Source organism: Streptomyces hygroscopicus (assembly GCF_026168105.1).
GTDB classification, from domain to species: Bacteria; Actinomycetota; Actinomycetes; order Streptomycetales; family Streptomycetaceae; genus Streptomyces; species Streptomyces hygroscopicus_D.
In genome coordinates this window covers 109188-125778 of sequence record NZ_LBMW01000002.1, presented here as the reverse complement: position 1 = coordinate 125778, position 16591 = coordinate 109188, and the positions used below count along the sequence as shown (strand labels likewise).

17 protein-coding genes are annotated in these 16591 nt (G+C 71.7%); 9 read left to right on the top strand and 8 right to left on the bottom strand.

All coding sequences use genetic code 11. The features are described from left to right. Positions 1-45 precede the first annotated feature (45 nt). Entirely contained in the window at positions 46-633 is a 588-nt protein-coding gene (locus AAW14_RS02880) for a pyridoxamine 5'-phosphate oxidase family protein (RefSeq protein ID WP_265559493.1), read from the top strand. Positions 634-636: 3 nt separating this feature from the next. Then, complete coding sequence (locus AAW14_RS02875; protein ID WP_265559491.1) at positions 637-1341, top strand: L,D-transpeptidase family protein; 705 nt, start codon at positions 637-639, stop codon at positions 1339-1341. A 34-nt stretch (positions 1342-1375) separates the two neighbouring features. Here AAW14_RS02875 and AAW14_RS02870 read toward each other — a convergent pair whose 3' ends face one another. Further along, positions 1376-2866: a sensor histidine kinase gene (locus tag AAW14_RS02870; protein WP_265559489.1), complete on the bottom strand. Its 1491-nt coding sequence runs from the start codon at positions 2864-2866 to the stop codon at positions 1376-1378. After that, complete coding sequence (locus AAW14_RS02865) at positions 2863-3603, bottom strand: response regulator transcription factor (protein ID WP_265559487.1); 741 nt, start codon at positions 3601-3603, stop codon at positions 2863-2865. The genes AAW14_RS02870 and AAW14_RS02865 overlap by 4 nt, the downstream gene beginning before the upstream one ends. 208 nt (positions 3604-3811) lie before the next feature. Here AAW14_RS02865 and AAW14_RS02860 point away from each other — a divergent pair, with 208 nt between their 5' ends. The 5 genes from AAW14_RS02860 (at position 3812) to AAW14_RS02840 (ending at position 8827) form a co-directional block, all read left to right on the top strand. After that, positions 3812-5161 (top strand): ferredoxin reductase family protein, encoded by a 1350-nt coding sequence (locus AAW14_RS02860; RefSeq protein ID WP_265559485.1) that lies wholly within the window; start codon positions 3812-3814, stop codon positions 5159-5161. Between the two features lie 7 nt (positions 5162-5168). Further along, positions 5169-5738, top strand: coding sequence for an FMN-binding protein (locus AAW14_RS02855; RefSeq protein ID WP_265559483.1), 570 nt, complete (start codon positions 5169-5171; stop codon positions 5736-5738). A 124-nt stretch (positions 5739-5862) separates the two neighbouring features. Continuing rightward, positions 5863-7200 carry a ferredoxin reductase family protein gene (locus AAW14_RS02850; RefSeq protein ID WP_265559886.1) on the top strand — a complete coding sequence of 446 codons (1338 nt, stop codon included), beginning with the start codon at positions 5863-5865 and terminating at the stop codon, positions 7198-7200. Positions 7201-7228: 28 nt separating this feature from the next. After that, entirely contained in the window at positions 7229-8026 is a 798-nt protein-coding gene (locus tag AAW14_RS02845) for an FMN-binding protein (protein ID WP_265559481.1), read from the top strand. A gap of 12 nt (positions 8027-8038) precedes the next feature. After that, on the top strand, positions 8039-8827 hold the full coding sequence (locus tag AAW14_RS02840; RefSeq protein WP_416223250.1) for an FAD:protein FMN transferase: 789 nt from the start codon (positions 8039-8041) through the stop codon (positions 8825-8827). A gap of 49 nt (positions 8828-8876) precedes the next feature. Here the strand turns inward: AAW14_RS02840 and AAW14_RS02835 are convergent, their stop codons facing one another. The 6 genes from AAW14_RS02835 to AAW14_RS02810 all read right to left on the bottom strand — a co-directional run bounded on the left by AAW14_RS02835 (position 8877) and on the right by AAW14_RS02810 (position 15332). Beyond that, positions 8877-9413, bottom strand: coding sequence for an arginine repressor (locus AAW14_RS02835; protein ID WP_265559476.1), 537 nt, complete (start codon positions 9411-9413; stop codon positions 8877-8879). Between the two features lie 7 nt (positions 9414-9420). Then, positions 9421-10620: an acetylornithine transaminase gene (locus AAW14_RS02830; protein ID WP_265559884.1), complete on the bottom strand. Its 1200-nt coding sequence runs from the start codon at positions 10618-10620 to the stop codon at positions 9421-9423. A 14-nt stretch (positions 10621-10634) separates the two neighbouring features. Next, positions 10635-11564, bottom strand: a complete 930-nt coding sequence (gene argB / locus AAW14_RS02825; RefSeq protein WP_265559474.1) for an acetylglutamate kinase — start codon at positions 11562-11564, stop codon at positions 10635-10637. After that, positions 11561-12712, bottom strand: a complete 1152-nt coding sequence (gene argJ, locus AAW14_RS02820; protein WP_265559472.1) for a bifunctional glutamate N-acetyltransferase/amino-acid acetyltransferase ArgJ — start codon at positions 12710-12712, stop codon at positions 11561-11563. Before argJ ends, argB begins: the two co-directional genes overlap by 4 nt. A gap of 88 nt (positions 12713-12800) precedes the next feature. Then, complete coding sequence (argC, locus tag AAW14_RS02815; protein ID WP_265559470.1) at positions 12801-13829, bottom strand: N-acetyl-gamma-glutamyl-phosphate reductase; 1029 nt, start codon at positions 13827-13829, stop codon at positions 12801-12803. Positions 13830-13910: 81 nt separating this feature from the next. Next, positions 13911-15332, bottom strand: a complete 1422-nt coding sequence (locus AAW14_RS02810) for an MFS transporter (RefSeq protein WP_416223245.1) — start codon at positions 15330-15332, stop codon at positions 13911-13913. 211 nt (positions 15333-15543) lie between these two features. Here AAW14_RS02810 and AAW14_RS02805 point away from each other — a divergent pair, with 211 nt between their 5' ends. Together AAW14_RS02805 and AAW14_RS02800 are read left to right on the top strand one after the other, a co-directional pair. Beyond that, a complete protein-coding gene (locus tag AAW14_RS02805) occupies positions 15544-15969 on the top strand; it encodes a MerR family transcriptional regulator (protein ID WP_265559468.1) in 426 nt (141 codons plus the stop codon). Then, entirely contained in the window at positions 15966-16385 is a 420-nt protein-coding gene (locus AAW14_RS02800) for a carboxymuconolactone decarboxylase family protein (RefSeq protein WP_265559466.1), read from the top strand. Before AAW14_RS02805 ends, AAW14_RS02800 begins: the two co-directional genes overlap by 4 nt. Positions 16386-16591 lie beyond the last annotated feature (206 nt).

Sequence of the window (16591 nt, the reverse complement as noted above, 5' to 3'; positions counted from 1 at the left end):
AATTCCTTAGACGGCCGAAAGGCTTTCCGGCGATAATCCCTGGACATGGGAAAGACCTATGAACGCATTGACGGCAGACTGTGCACGTTCATCGAGGCACAGCCCCTGTTCTTCACCGCGACCGCTCCGCTGGCCGCCTCCGGCACGGTCAACCTCTCCCCCAAGGGGCTCAAGGGCTCCTTCGCGGTGGTCGACGAACACACCGTCGCCTACCTCGACTTCGCCGGGTCCAACGCCGAGACGATCGCGCACCTGCGCGAGAACGGCCGGATCACCCTGATGTGGTGCGCGTTCCAGGGCCCGCCGAACATCGTGCGGGTGCACGGACGCGGGGAACCGGTCTTCCGCGACGACCCGCGCTTCCGGCACCTCCTCGGCCACTTCCCGGGCATCGACCCGACGCCGCACGGCCTGCGGGCGATCATCGTCGTGACGGCCGAGCTGATCCGTGACACCTGCGGATACGCGGTGCCCTTCATGGCGTACGAAGAGGAGCGCGATCTGCACGGCAAGCGGTTCGCACGCGAGGACGACACCTCCCTCGATGCGTACTTCAGGGCGAAAGACCACGTCGAAACCAGCCTGGACGGCCTGCCGGGGCTGCCGTTGCCCCTGCCGCCCTCTACGTTCTGAGCCATGCGCCCCGGTGTCGTCGCCGCCCTCGCCTCCGCGTCCCTCCTCGTGCTCGGCGCCGCGCCGGGCAGCGCCGAGGAGGCCACGCTGCCCGAGCGGATGGCGGACACCGGCGGCGGCACCCAGCTGATCACCGCGCAGGCGCCCCGCGCGGGAGCGACATCCGGGACGGTCACATGGTGGGACCGCCGGGGCGGACGCTGGGGGAAGTCCGGTACGGCCGCCGCGCGCTTCGGGGCGAACGGGCTCGCCGAGGGCACCGCCCGCAAGCAGAGCACCAGCACCACGCCCACCGGTCTGTACGACCTGCCGTACGCGTTCGGCATCAAGGCCGCGCCCACGGGGACCAAGGCGCGGTACCGCCGGGTGCGCCAGGACTCCTGGTGGTGCCAGGACATCGGCTCACACTCCTACAACCGGTGGACGGAGCCTCTTGCTGCCGACTGCCGGGCCTCCGAGTCGGAGCACCTGATCTCGTACAGCCCGCAGTACGCCTACGCCTTCGTCATCGGGTTCAACTACGACAAGCCGGTACGGGGGCGCGGCGCCGGGATCTTTCTTCACGTCGACGGCAAGGGCGCGACGGCGGGTTGTGTGTCGGTGCCGGTGGATGCGATGCGACGGGTTCTGGCGTGGGCGGATCCTGCCCGAAGGCCGCACATGGCGATCGGGACGGCCGGCGGGGCTACGGCGATCACGCGCTACTGAGCGGTGCGGCCGGGGTCGGCACACCCCCTGCCACCTACTCGGCAGCCGGTAGATCCACGGTGAACGTCGTCGACCCCGGGCGGCTCGCCAGCCGCACGGTTCCCCCGTGCGCCTCCGTCACCGCCGCGACGATCGCCAGGCCCAGCCCGGCGCCGCCGCCCCGGTTCTCCGGTCGGCGTCGGTGGTCGGCGCGGGTGAAGCGTTCGAAGACACCGGGCTGGATGTCGTCGGGGACACCCGGGCCGTCGTCGTGCACCGTGAGGACGGCGGTCGTGCCCTCGGTCTCCAGCGCGATGGTCACCTTGGTGCCCACGGGGGTGTGCAAACGCGCGTTGGCCAGCAGGTTGGCCAGCATCTGGTGAAGCCGGTGCTCGTCGCCGGTCACGGTCACCGGCTCCTCGGGCAGCTCCAGCGTCCAGCGGTGCTCGGGACCGGCCGCGCGCGCATCCGTCACCGCGTCCAGGACCAGCCGGGTGAGGTCGACCGGGCGGCGCTCAAGGGGGCGGCCCGCGTCCAGTCGCGCCAGGAGCAGCAGATCGTCCACCATCTCCCCCATGCGCGCCGACTCCGCGGCGATCCGCTCCAGTGCGCGGGTGACCTCCGCCGGGACCGGGCCCGGGTGCAGCAGCGCCAGCTCGGCGTGGCCGCGGACCGACGCGACCGGCGTGCGCAGCTCATGGCTGGCGTCGGCGGCGAAGCTGCGCAGCCGTTCCTCGCTCGCGTGCCGCTTGGTCAGCGCGTCCTCGACATGGCCGAGCATGCGGTTGAAGGCGGTGGCGACCCGGCCCACCTCGCTGCGCGGATCGCTCTCGGGAGCGCGCGACGGCAGCACGACCTCGCCGCTGGCGAGCGGGAGCTCGCTGACCCGGGTGGCGGTGGCGGCGACCCGGCTGAGCGGCAGCAGCGACCAGCGCACCCAGAGGGCGCCCGCGACGCCGGTGACCGCGAGGGCCGCGCCGAAGACGACGGCCGCGACGAGTTCCAGCCGGTGCACCGCGGCCTCCACCGGTTCCAGCGGGAGTCCGGTGATCAGTACGTCGCCGTCCAGACCGGTCGTCGCCATGACCCGGTATCCGCCGAGGGAGGACAGGTGAACGCTGTGGCCCCTGCCGTCCGTGGGTACCGCTGCCAGCATGTGCCTGTCCCGCTCGTCCAGCGGGGCGCTCAGATCGGTGCTGTCGCTGCGGGGGCGCACCACCGCCACATTGGTGACCGTGCCGCTCACCAGCCGGGCCCCGAAGGTACCGGCGGACTGCTTGCGGGTGTCGCCGTGCTCGTCGCCGTCGTGGTCCGAGGGTATGAGGCCGTGCTCCAGACTCGCGGGGAACCGCGGGCCGACGTCGTGCAGCTGCTGGTCCAGCCGGCCGGTGAGGAAGCCGCCCAGTTCGACCACCGCGGCCACCCCGACCGCGGCGCAGCTGAGCGTGAGCAGCGCGACGAGCCCCGCGGTGAGCCGGGCCCGCAGCCTGCGCGGCCGGGGCAGGCGTCGCGCCCACCGCACCGCGGCCCACGGTCCCGCCCTCACCGGGCCACCGGCTTGAGCACGTAGCCGGCCCCGCGCACCGTGTGGATCATGGGCTCCCGGCCCGCGTCCACCTTCTTGCGCAGATACGAGATGTAGAGCTCGACGACATGCGCCTGGCCGCCGAAGTCGTACGACCACACCCGGTCGAGGATCTGTGCCTTGCTGAGCACGCGCCGCGGGTTGCGCATCAGGAAGCGCAGCAGTTCGAACTCGGTGGGCGACAGCTCGATCAGCTCACCTGCCCGGGTCACCTCCCGGGCCTCCTCGTCCATGACCAGGTCTCCGACGGTCAGCCGGGGGCCCTCCTCCAGCTGCCGGGCCATGCCGGCGCGGCGCAGCAGTCCGCGCAGCCGGGCGACGACCTCTTCCAGGCTGAACGGCTTGGTCACATAGTCGTCGCCGCCCGCCGTGATGCCGGCGATGCGGTCCTCGACGGCGTCCCGCGCAGTGAGGAAGAGCACACAGACGTCGGGCTTCACCTCGTGCAGGGAGTGCAGCACGGCGAAGCCGTCGGTGTCCGGGAGCATCACGTCCAGGACGACGGCGTCGGGCATCAGGTCGCGGGCCTCGGTGACGGCAGCGGCGCCGTCACCGGCCGTGCGCACCTGCCAGCCCTCGTACCGCAAGGCCCCGGACAGCACCTCGGCGAGGTCCGGGTCGTCGTCGACGACGAGGACCCGCAGGGGCGTGCCGTCGGGGCGGGCGAGGGCGGGGCGGCGGGAGCGTGGTGTGTTCATCGCGCCTACCAGCATCGCCCACCCGCGGGAGTGGCCGGCGACGCCGGTCCCTCTGAGTTCCCTATGAGTGCCGGGGTGCGCCCGCCGGGACTTCCCTGCGCAGGGCTCGTGTGTCCCCGGGCCCTTCAGCACAGCCTCAGATTCCTCAGAGCCGCCTCAGAGGTTCCACCCGCACAGTGACGTCCTCGATGCCGGAAAGGAACGGATCATGGCCACGGTCCACCAGCAGCAGGCGCCGCCCTTGCCACCGCTCGTCAGGCGCTCCCCTGCGGGCCCGGTGCTGGCACTGCTGTGGGCCGGGGCGGCCGCCGTGGTGGCCCTGTGGTGGCAGGACACCGGATCTGTGGTGGGCACGGCCGGCTGGCTGACCGGGGCCGGACGGATCGCGGGGCTGCTGTGCGGGTACGCCTGCGTCGTGCTCGTCGGGCTGATGGCCCGCGTGCCGCTCCTGGAGCGGCGGATCGGCTCGGACCGGGTGGCCCGCTGGCACGCGATGGCGGGCCGGTACACGGTCTGCCTGCTGGTCGCGCACATCGTCCTGGTCCTCTCCGGGTACGCCGCCCAGGACCGCGCCTCGCTGGTGCACGAGACGGTCACCGTGGTGCTGGACTACCCGGAGATGCTCAAGGCCACCATCGGCACGGTCATCCTGCTCGCCGTCGGGATCACCTCCGCGCGGGCCGTCCGCCGCAAGGTCGGCCACGAGTTCTGGTACTACGTGCACCTGCTCACGTACGCGGCGGTCTTCCTCGCCTTCGGTCACCAGCTCGCACTGGGCGCGGAGTTCACCGGGAACGCGGTTGCGCAGGCCGCCTGGTACGCGCTGTACCTGGGTGTCGCGGCCCTGGCGGTGTGGTTCCGGGTGCTGACCCCCGTGCGGCTCAACCTTCGTCACCGGCTGCGGGTGGAGTCGGTGCACCAGGAGGCGCCCGGTGTGTGGTCCGTCGTCATGCGGGGCCGCCGCCTGGACGAACTGGGCGCCGAACCGGGGCAGTTCTTCCGGTGGCGGTTCCTCACGGACGGCCTGCGCTGGACGTCCACGCCCTACTCGCTGTCAGCAGCGCCTCGCCGGACCCGGCTGCGCGTCACCGTGAAGGCGCTCGGCGACCACAGCGCCTCCGTGGCCCTGCTGCGTCCGGGCACCCGGGTGTGGGCGGAGGGCCCGTACGGGTCGCTGACCGCCGGCCGGCGGACCACCGGCAAGTCCCTGCTGATCGCGGGCGGTGTCGGGGTCACGCCGCTGCGCGCACTGTTCGAGACGCTGCCGGGCGAGGTGACGCTGTTGTACCGGGCGCGCTCGGCCGAGGACCTGGCACTGGGCGGGGAACTGGAGGCCATAGCCCGCCAACGTGGCACGCGGGTGCTGTACGCGCTCAACGGCGAGGACGGCTCGCGCCCGCGCCTCACACCCGGCGCGCTGCTCGGCGCCGTGCCCGACCTCGCCGACCACGACGTCTATCTGTGCGGTCCGGCCGGATTCGCCGAGGACATGTACGAGGCGCTGCGCGCGGCGGGGGTCCCCGACCGCCGAATCCACCACGAGTCGTTCGAGCTGTGAGGCCGTCATGCACGCGTTGAAGAGGAAGAGCCCGCTCCGCCGGATGGTGCTGGCCGGCGCCGCCACCGTCTCCGGGATGGTGCTGCTGCTGTCGATGAAGCCGCATTCCACGGCCGGGGTCGCCGTGGCCGCCCCGGCACCGTCCAACGGTGCGCATGCGTCGGCCGGATTCGGCGGTTCCGGGGGTTCCGGGGGTTCCGGGAGTTCCGGCGATTCCGGGGGTTCCGGCGGTTCCGGGAGTTCCGGGAGTTCCGGGGGTTCCGGCGGGTCGAGCGGGTCGAGCGGGTCGGCCACGACCGGCACGAGGACCGTCACCGGCGAGTCGGTCCAGACCCGGTACGGCCCCGTGCAGGTCCGGATCACCCTGAAGCACGGCAGGCTCACGGACGTCACGGCGGTGTCCTACCCCCAGGACAGCCCGAGGGACCAGGAGATCAACAGCTATGCCGTCCCGCAGCTGACGCGGGAGGCGCTGGCCGCGCAGAGCGCGGGCATCGAAGCGGTCTCCGGGGCCACTTACACGAGCCAGGGCTACCAGCAGTCACTTCAGTCGGCGCTGGATGCCGCGCGGGGTTGAACACGCGGACGCTCCGCCACGTACCTCTGGGCCAAGGGGGCCACTGGCCTCACCCGCCCCACGGAGGACCACGGAGGAGACCGTGTCCACGATCGCCGGTGGCCGCGCCGCGCGGCGCCAGACGATGCGCGCCATTCGCCCACGCCGCTCCCCTGCCGTCCCGCTGCTGGCCGCCGTCTGGGCGGGCGCGGCGGGCGTCATCTGGCTCTGGTGGATGAACACCCCGTCCATCGCCGACAACAACAGCAGGATCCTCAACGCGGGGCGGATCACCGGCCTGCTCGCCGGCTATCTGATGGCCCTCGTGGTGCTGCAGATGGCGCGGGTGCCCGCGCTGGAGCGCCGGGTCGGCTCCGACCGGGTCGCCCGCTGGCACGCGATGACCGGGCGGTACACCATCTGCCTCGTCCTCGCCCACCTCTTCCTGACCATGTGGGGCTATGCCCTGCAGGCGGGCAAGGGGCTCGGCGGGATCGTGCAGCAGACCATCGATTCGGTCAACCAGTTGCCGGACGTGGGCAAGGCCGCCATCGGCACGGGCCTGCTGGTGCTCATCGGCCTGATCTCGATCGGCCCGATCCGCCGCAGGATCTCGTACGACCTCTGGTACCACGTCCATCTGCTCACCTACGCGGCCACATATCTGTCGTTCTGGCACCAGCTGTCGACCGGCAACGAGTTCGCCGCCCAGCCCGGAGCGAAGACCGCGTGGTACGCGTTGTACGGCTCGGTGACCGCGCTGGTGATCTGGTACCGGATCCTCACGCCGATCCGGCTGAACATGCGCCACCGGCTGCGGGTCGAGGCGGTCATCGAGGAGTCGCCCGGAATCGTCTCGGTGCTGATGACGGGCCGGAAGCTGCACCGGATGGGCGCGGAGGCCGGGCAGTTCTTCCGCTGGCGGTTCCTCGCGCCCGGTATGCGCTTCAGCTCGCACCCGTACTCGCTTTCGGCCGCTCCCCGCCCCAACATGCTCCGCATCACGGTGAAGGCGATCGGGGACCACAGCTCCGCGCTGCGCGACCTGCAGCCCGGCACCCGGGTGTGGGCGGAGGGCCCGTACGGGGCGCTGACCGCCGACCGGCGCAGCCGAGGCAAGGTGCTGCTGGTGGCCGGTGGTGTCGGTATCACTCCGATGCGGGCGCTGTTCGAGACGCTGCCCGGGGCCGCCGGCGATCTGACGTTGCTGTACCGGGCCAACAGCACCCAGGACCTCGCCCTCTGGGACGAGCTGGCGCAGATCGCCGAGGAGCGCGGCGCCCGGCTGATGTACGCGGTCAACAGCCCCGACGGGGAACGCCCGGACATCTCGCCGGACACCCTGCGCCGCAAGCTGCCGGACATCGACGACCACGACGTCTTCATGTGCGGGCCGCCCGGCTTCGCGCAGCAGGTGTACGAAGCACTGCGCGGCGCGGGGGTCCCCGCCCGCCGCATCCATCACGAGTCGTTCGAGATGTGAGCGACGGGAATTCAGGAGCTCAGGAACGATGAGGAAGAGCCACCCCATTCGGCGATTCGTGCTCGCCGGGGCCGCCACCGTGTCCGGAATCGTGCTGCTGCTGTCGCTGAAGCCGGCGTCCGGCCCGGCCTCGGCCCAGGCGGCGGGCGGAGTCGCGCCGCAGCAGGGCGCGGCGGCCCAGGCATCGCCGCAGGGCGGCAGCTCCCAGCAGGCGGGCACGCGGACCGTCACCGGCGACGTGGCGCAGACCCAGTACGGCAACGTCCAGGTGCGCCTCAGTGTCAGCGGCGGAAAGATCACCCAGGCCGAAGCCGTCCAGGCACCCAAGGGCGGCCTCAGCGACCAGAAGACCGCCATGGCCGTCCCCAAGCTCAACCAGGAGGCGGTGAGCGCACAGAGCGCGAACATCGACGCGGTCTCGGGCGCCACGTACACGAGCGGCGGGTACAAGAAGTCGCTGCAGTCGGCGCTCGACAAGGCGAAGGCCGCCTCCTCGGGCGGCAGCTCGTCCGGCGCCGCCAATGGTTCCGGGTCGTCGGGGTCGTCGGCCAAGGCGCGCACGGTGACGGGTAACGTGGCGCAGACCCAGTACGGCAACGTCCAGGTGCGCCTCACCGTCAGCGGCGGAAAGATCACCCAGGCCGAAGCCGTCCAGGCACCCAAGGGCGGCCTCAGCGACCAGAAGACCGCCATGGCCGTCCCCAAGCTCAACCAGGAGGCGGTGAGCGCACAGAGTGCGAACATCGACGCGGTCTCCGGTGCGACCTACACCAGCACCGGATACAAGCAGTCCCTGCAGTCGGCCCTGGACAAGGCCGGTGGCTGAGTGGCCGATCAGGTGACCGACCCCGCCGAGGCACCGCCCGCGCTGCGCCACGCGGAGGAGGTGATGGGCACCGTCGTCTCCTTCGACGTGCGCGGCGGCGATCCCGAAGCCGTGCGGGCCGCGCTGGTCGAGGCGATCGCCGGACTGCACCGGGTGGACGAGGTGTTCAGCACCTACCGGGAGCGGAGCCAGATATCGCGGCTCGCCCGCGGAGAGGTGACCGTCGGGGAGTGCGCCCCGGAGGTCGCCGAGGTGCTCGCCCTGGGCGCGGAGGCGGAGCGGCGGAGCGACGGCTGGTTCAGCACGCGGTACGAAGGCCGGATCGACCCGACCGGGATCGTCAAGGGCTGGGCGGTCGAACGGGCGGCCCGGCGGCTGGCGGCGGCCGGGGTGAGCGGGGTGAGCGTCAACGGCGGCGGGGACGTGCAGGTGTACGGCGTGCCCGGGCCGCACCGACCCTGGCGGGTCGGCGTGTCGGATCCGCTGCGGCCCGGTGGGCTCGCCGCGGTGGTCTCCGCGGCCGGCGTCGGTGAGCTGGCGGTGGCCACGTCCGGGACCGCGGAGCGCGGCGCGCACATCGTGGACCCGCGCACGGGCCGCTCCGCGGTGACCGACCTGGTGGCCGTGACGGTGGTGGCCCCTCGCCTTACCTGGGCCGACTGCTGGGCGACGGCCGCGTTCGCGATGGGGTCGCGTCAGGGGCTGGCCTGGCTGGAGTCCCTGCCGGACGTGGAGGCGCTGCTGATCACGGCCGGGGACGAGGTGCGGTGCACGGGAGGACTGGCGGCACGGCTGGGATGACCAAGTACGAGGCGGGCGTACCGATTCCGGTACGCCCGCCTTGCAGGTTTCAGCTCCCGTTCTGCGCCAGCCGCAGCAGATGGTCCGCGAGCGCCTGCCCGCCGTCCGGAGCCCGGCTGATCAGCAGCAGCGTGTCGTCACCCGCGATGGTGCCGAGGATGTCGTGCAGTTCCGCCTGGTCGATGGCCGAGGCCAGGAACTGCGCCGCGCCCGGCGGGGTGCGCAGGACCACGAGGTTGGCGGAGGCCTCCGCGGAGATCAGCAGCTCCTGGGACAGGCGCCGCATCCGCTCCTCCTTGGCCGACTCGCCCAGCGGTGCGCGCGGGGTGCGAAAGCCGCCCTCGCTCGGTACCGCGTAGATGAGGTCGCCGTCGGTGTTGCGGATCTTCACCGCGTTCAGCTCGTCCAGGTCGCGGGAGAGCGTGGCCTGGGTTACGGTCAGCCCGTCGTCGGCCAGAAGCTTCGCCAACTGGCTCTGGGAGCGCACCGGCTGCCGGTTGAGGATGTCCACGATCCGGCGGTGGCGTGCGGTGCGGGTCTGCGGCACGGACGGCCCCGCGTGCTCGTGGTCCTGCGCCTGACTCATCGTCGTCTCATTCTCCGGATCGTCCGTCCCCGTGCACTGCGTCGAGGACACCGGGGAGCGCCTGCAGAAAGGCCGCCACGTCGTCGTCGCCGAGGTTCAGCGGCGGCATCAGCCGTACGACGTTCGGGGCGGGCGCGTTCACCAGGAGACCGGCGTCCTGAGCCGCCTGCTGCGCCTGCGGCGCGAGCGGCTCGGTGAGCACGATACCCAGGAGCAGGCCCGAGCCCCGGACATGGTCGATGAGCGGGTGCGCCAGCGCCTCGATTGCGTCCCGCAGCGTCTCGCTCTGCCGCTTCACGTTCTCCAGCAGGCCCTCGGCCGCGATGGTGTCGAGGACGGCGAGCCCCGCGGCGCACGCGACGGGGTTGCCGCCGAAGGTCGTGCCGTGGTGACCGGGCCGGAGCAGCTCGGCGGCACGGCCGAAGGCGACGGTGGCGCCGAGCGGCAGTCCTCCGCCGAGGCCCTTGGCGAGCGTGACCACGTCCGGCAGGACGCCCTCGTGGGCCTGGTACTCGAACCAGTGCCCGGTGCGGCCGATGCCGGTCTGCACCTCGTCGAGGACGAGCAGCGCCCCGGTGGCCGCGGTGATCGCGCGGGCCGCCTTGAGGTAGCCGGCGGGCGGGACGACGACCCCGTTCTCGCCCTGGACGGGCTCGATGATCACGAGGGCGGTGTCCTCGGTGACCGCGGCGGCCAGTGCCTGGGCATCGCCGTACGGGACGTGCGTGACGTCGCCGGGCAGTGGCAGGAAAGGCTCCTGCTTGCCGGGCTGGCCTGTGAGGGCCAGGGCGCCCATGGTGCGGCCGTGGAATCCGCCCTGGGTGGCGACCATGTGGGTACGCCCGGTCAGCCGGCCGATCTTGAAGGCGCCCTCGTTGGCCTCGGCCCCCGAGTTGCAGAAGAACACCTTGCCCTCGCGGCCGAACAGCTGGAGCAGCCGTTCGGCGAGCGCCACGGGCGGTTCGGCGATGAACAGGTTGGAGACATGGCCGAGGGACGCGATCTGCCTGCTGACGGCCTCGACGACCGCGGGGTGGGCGTGGCCGAGCGCGTTGACCGCGATACCGCCGACGAAGTCGACGTACTCCTTGCCGTCGGCGTCCCACAGACGGGCGCCCGCGCCACGGACGAGGGGCAGTCGGGGGGTGCCGTAGTTGTTCATGAGCGCGCCCTGCCACCGCTGGGTGAGCTCCTGGTTGGCCGTCATGCCCGGCATGCCCGTCATCCCTTGTCCCCCTCGTGCTCGTCGGGCAGCACCATCGTGCCGATGCCCTCGTCGGTGAAGATCTCCAGCAGGATCGAGTGCTGGACCCGGCCGTCGATGACGCGGGCCGTGCGCACGCCGTTGCGCACGGCGTGCAGACAGCCCTCCATCTTCGGCACCATGCCCAAGGACAGCTCCGGCAGCAGCTTCTCCAGCTGGGAGGCGGTGAGGCGGCTGATCACCTCGTCGCTGTGCGGCCAGTCCTCGTAGAGGCCCTCGACGTCCGTGAGGACCATGAGGGTTTCGGCGCCCAGTGCCGCAGCGAGTGCCGCAGCCGCCGTATCAGCATTGACGTTGTAGACATGTCCGTCGTCCTGGCTCCGGGCGATCGAGGAGACGACCGGGATACGGCCGTCCGCGAGCAGGGCCTCGATCGCGCCCGTGTCGATCCCGGTGATCTCGCCCACCCGTCCGATGTCGACCAACTCGCCGTCGATCTCGGGCTGGTGCTTGGTGGCGGTGATGGTGTGCGCGTCCTCGCCGGTCAGGCCGACGGCGAGCGGTCCGTGCTGGTTGAGCAGCCCCACCAGCTCGCGCTGCACCTGCCCGGCGAGGACCATGCGGACGACGTCCATGGCGTCCTCGGTGGTGACGCGCAGGCCCGCCTTGAACTCGCTGACGATGCCGTGCCGATCGAGGGCGGCGCTGATCTGGGGGCCGCCGCCGTGGACGACGACCGGCTTGAGCCCCGCGTGCCGCAGGAAGACGACGTCCTGGGCGAAGGCGGCCTTCAGCTCCTCGTTCACCATGGCGTTGCCGCCGAACTTGATGACGATCGTCTTGCCGTGGTGCCGGGTCAGCCAGGGCAGCGCCTCGATGAGGATCTGGGCCTTGGGCAGCGCGTTGTGCTTGCGCGTCGTGCTCGTCTTGTCGGGGGTCTCGCTCATGAGGAGTAGGCGCTGTTCTCGTGGACGTAGTCGGCGGTGAGGTCGTTGGTCCAGATGGTGGCGGTCTCGGAGCCGGCGGCGAGGTCGGCGACGATGTGCACCTCGCGGTAGCGCATGTCGACGAGCTCCCGGTCGTCGCCCACGGAGCCGTTCTTGCAGACCCAGACGCCGTTGATGGCGACGTTGAGCCGGTCGGGGTCGAAGGCGGCGCTCGTGGTGCCGATCGCCGACAGGACGCGGCCCCAGTTGGGGTCCTCGCCGTGGATGGCGCACTTGAGGAGGTTGTTGCGGGCGATGGAGCGGCCCACCTCGACGGCGTCCTCCTCGGTCGCCGCGTTCACCACCTCGACCTTGATGTCCTTGCTGGCGCCCTCGGCGTCCCGGACGAGCTGCTGTGCGAGGTCGTCGCAGACGGCGCGGACGGCCTCGGCGAACTCCTCGAAGCCCGGGGTGACTTCGCAGGCGCCCGAGGCGAGCAGGAGCACGGTGTCGTTGGTGGACATGCAGCCGTCGGAGTCGACGCGGTCGAAGGTGACCTTGGTGGCTCCGCGCAGTGCCTTGTCCAGCGTCGCGCTGTCGACGTCGGCGTCCGTGGTGAGGACGACGAGCATGGTCGCCAGGCCCGGCGCGAGCATCCCGGCGCCCTTGGCCATGCCGCCCACGGTCCAGCCGTCCCCGCTGACGACGGACGTCTTGTGGACGGTGTCGGTGGTCTTGATGGCGATGGCGGCCTTCTCGCCGCCGTGCTCGCTCAGGGACGCGGCCGCGGTCTCGATTCCCGGGAGCAGCTTGTCCATGGGGAGCAGCACGCCGATGAGACCGGTGGAACAGACGGCCACCTCGGCGGCGCCCACGCCCAGGACGTCGGCGGCCTTCTCCGCGGTGGCGTGGGTGTCCTGGAACCCCTTGGGGCCCGTACAGGCGTTGGCGCCACCGGAGTTGAGGACGACCGCGGAGAGCTGTCCGCTCTTGAGGACCTGCTCGGACCACAGCACCGGCGCGGCCTTCACACGGTTGGAGGTGAAGACGCCCGCGGCGGCGCGGCGGGGCCCGTTGTTGACCACGAGGGCGAGGTCCGGGTTGCCGTTCTCCTTGATGCCTGCTGCGATGCCGGAGGCGGTGAAGCCCTTGGCAGCGGTGACGCTCACTGCATCTCCTTGTTCGCTTCTCCGCCCGTGCAGCGCAGAAGTGCGGGTTTCGTCGTTGGCTGCGGCCCGGTGGCTGCCCGTGCGTCGCTCACGGTGCGACTCCGATCGTGGAAAGCCCGGTGGTCTCGTCGAGCCCGAGGGCGATGTTCATGCTCTGGACGGCACCGCCCGCGGTGCCCTTGGTCAGGTTGTCGATGGCGCTGATCGCGATGATGCGGCCCGCGGTCTCGTCGTACGCGACCTGCACCTGAACGGCGTTGGAACCGTGGACGGACGCGGTGGCGGGCCACTGCCCCTCGGGGAGGAGGTGCACGAAGGGCTCGTCGGCGAACGCCTTCTCGTAGGCGGCGCGGAGTGACTCGGCGGTGACGTCGGCCCTGGCCTTGGCGCTGCAGGTGGCGAGGATGCCCCGGGACATGGGCGCGAGGGTGGGCGTGAAGGAGACGGAGACGGCCTTCCCGGCGGCGGCGCTGAGGTTCTGGACCATCTCGGGGGTGTGCCGGTGGACGCCTCCGACCCCGTACGGGGACATCGAGCCCATGACCTCGCTGCCGAGCAGGTGCGGCTTGGGGGCCTTGCCGGCGCCGGAGGTGCCGGAGGCGGCGACGATCACCGCCTCGTGCTCGGCGAGCCCGGCGGCGTACGCGGGGAAGAGGGCGAGCGAGGCGGCGGTCGGGTAGCAACCGGGCACCGCGACGCGCTTGGACCCCTCCAGCGCGGCGCGGGCACCCGGCAGTTCGGGGAGGCCGTAGGGCCAGGTCCCGGCGTGCGGCGAGCCGTAGAACTTCTCCCAGCCGGCCGCGTCCTTCAGCCGGAAGTCGGCGCCCATGTCGATCACCAGGGCATCCGGCCCCAGCCGCTCGGCGACTGCGGCGGACTGCCCGTGGGGCAGGGCGAGGAAGACGACGTCGTGCCCGGAAAGAATCTCCGGGGTGGTCTCCGCCAGCGTACGGTCGGCCAGGGGCAGCAGATGAGGCTGCAGCGCGCCGAGCCGCTGTCCCGCGTTGGAGTTCCCGGTCAGGGCGCCGATCTCGACCTCGGGATGCGCGAGGAGCAGACGCAACAGCTCCCCGCCTGCGTACCCGCTCGCTCCGGCCACCGCCGCACGTACCGTCATCGATCCTCCTCCTGGATGGCATGACTATACGTTGTGCTGCACGTTTATGCAATCCTCGCCTGTGCCGGAGGTTGCTTCCGGTCACCGACCGACCACGTCCGCCTTTGCCGGCACGCACAGCCACGCAAAAGCCGCGGCCGTCAGGTAGGCGAGGGCCCCGATGACCATGCTGGTGCGCAGTCCGGTCCCGTAGTCGGTGCTGGTGGCCAGCAGGCTGCCGCCGAGTGCCACGCCGGTGGCGCTGCCGATCTGGCGGGTCGTGTTGAACAGGGCGGAGGCGGCCCCCGCGTACGCCAGGGGTGCGGCACCCATCACGGTGGTGGTCGAGCCGGTGAGCGCGAAGGACGTACCGAACCCGGTGGCCATCATCGGGGCCACCAGCAGCGGGTAGGCGGGATCGGATCCCGCGGCGGCCCAGCCGGCCAGGCCGAGGGCGCCCAGGAGCATGCCGGAGACGACCAGCGGGCGATCACCGGTGCGGCGGGTCAGCCGCCCGGACAGGACCGAGGCGAACATGGTCATCGCCACCGCCGGGAACAGGGCGAATCCGGTCTCGAGGGCGCTGAATCCGCGCTGGTGCTGGAAGTCCAGACTGGCTGTGAACACCATGCCGTAGAAGCCGAAGTTGAACAGCAGGCCGACGACGGCCGCGCCGCTCATCGCGCGCGAGCGCAGCAGACGCAGCGGGAGGGCAGGAAACCGGGCGAACCGCTCCCGGCTCACGAACGCTGCGACGGCCAGCACGGCCAGGCCCAGTCCGGCGAGTACAGCGGGATCGGACCAGCCGCGCCGTCCGGCCTCGTTCAGCGCGGCGGTCAGCAGGGCCACCGCCGCCACCACGGCGCACTGTGCCGGCCAGTCCAGGGCCCGGTCGCAGTGCCGCGCCGAGGGCGCGACGTACCGCAACGTCAGCACCAGGCAGGCCACGCCGACGGGCAGATTGATGAGGAACACCCACCGCCAGCCGACCGTGGACACCAGCAGCCCGCCCAGCAGCGGCCCGGAGGAGGCCGCGACGCCCGCCATCGACCCCCACAGCCCAAAGGCGCGTGAGCGTGCCGCCGGCACCGGATAGGCCTCCTGGAGCAGGGCGAGGGAGCCGGGGACGATCAGCGCCGCCCCGAGCCCTTCCACGAGTCGGGCCGCGACGAGAAAGGAGGCACTCGGCGCGAACGCGCATGCGGCCGAGGACACCGTGAACACCATCGTGCCCGAGGAGAAGATGCGCCGGTTGCCCAGCCGGTCTCCCAGCGCGCCACCGGTCATCAGGAACCCGGCGAAGACCAGGGTGTACCCGTCCGTGATCCACTGGATGCCGGTGAGCGAGGCCGACAGTTCCCGGCCCACCACGGGCACGGCGACGTTGATGATCGTGACGTCCAGGATGACCATGAAGTACCCGGCGCACACGGCCAGCAGCGGTACCGCAGAGCGCCCCCCGACCGTCGAGGCCGGCCCAGGGGGGCCGGGCTCACCGCCACTGATCGACTCCGCGAGGGGCACGTCGCCGACTCCGTCCTGTCCGCGGAATCCCTGAGCAGTCAGCATGCTAAGGGGGACGGAACGGCGAGTCGACGACCTCCGGCCCTCCAAGCGCCCGGATGTCGGACGCGGCTTACGGCAGTTGCTGATCCACGCAGTTCAGGCGTACTGCGGACGCCGGTCGACGGCATCGCTTGACCTGGAGCACACTCCAGGTTCTACGGTTCTCTTCATGACCAGCGGACAGCCCCTCCCGCAGGACCGGCAGCAGTCTTTGACCATCGCCCAGGTCGCCGAACGCACCGGCCTCACACACGACACGCTGCGCTACTACGAGAAGGCCGGCCTGATCGAGCGGGTCGGCCGGACCACCGGCAACCAGCGGCGTTACCAGGCGGCCGACCTGGCCTGGCTGGAGTTCCTGCTGCGGCTGCGCGAGACGGGCATGTCGATCGCCGACATGCAGCGCTTCGCCGGGCTGCGGGCCCGGGGCGACGAGACGGTCGCCGACCGGCTGTCGATGCTGCGGGAGCACCGCGCCGAACTGGCGGAGAGGATCCGTGCGCTGCGCCGGAACGCGGCCGCGCTGGACGACAAGATCGATCACTACGAACGGCTGCTCGACGAGCGGCAGCCGGGGACGGACGGACCGACATGAGCGACAGCACCACCCGAACCACCCGTGACGAGCGCTTCGCCCAGGGCCTGGGGGTTCTGAAGCAGGTCGACGGCGAGGCCGGGCAGCGGGTCGTCGACTCGCTCGCCGACGTCAGCCCCGAGCTCGGCCACCAGATCGTCGCCTGGGCCTTCGGAGAGATGTACGACCGGCCCGGGCTCGCTCCACGCGACCGGCAGCTGGTGACGCTGGGCGTGCTCACCGCGTTGGGCGGCTGCGAGCTCGAGCTGGATGTGCACGTCAACGCGGCCCTCAACGTGGGCCTGGCTCCGGAGCAGATCGTCGAGGCCCTGCTGCACTCCGCGGTGTACTGCGGCATACCCAGGGCGCTGAACGCGACTCTCGCCGCGAAGAAGGTCTTCGCCGAGCGCGAGCTGCTGCCGCTGGGCGGTGTCTGACAATCCGCGTCGGATCAGCGCGCGGCGTCCGGTGCAGGGGGCACCTCCCAGCGGTGGCCGGGGGAGCATCGCAAGGCGGAGGGTCTCCCCGCGTACTGGGCGTACTCGGGTGGTCCGACAACGCGGCGAGGCGCCGTGCCAGGCGTCGCGCGCCCGGCGGGAATTGTCGGACACCGCCCGGGGCGGCAGCCCGCGGACCGGCGGCT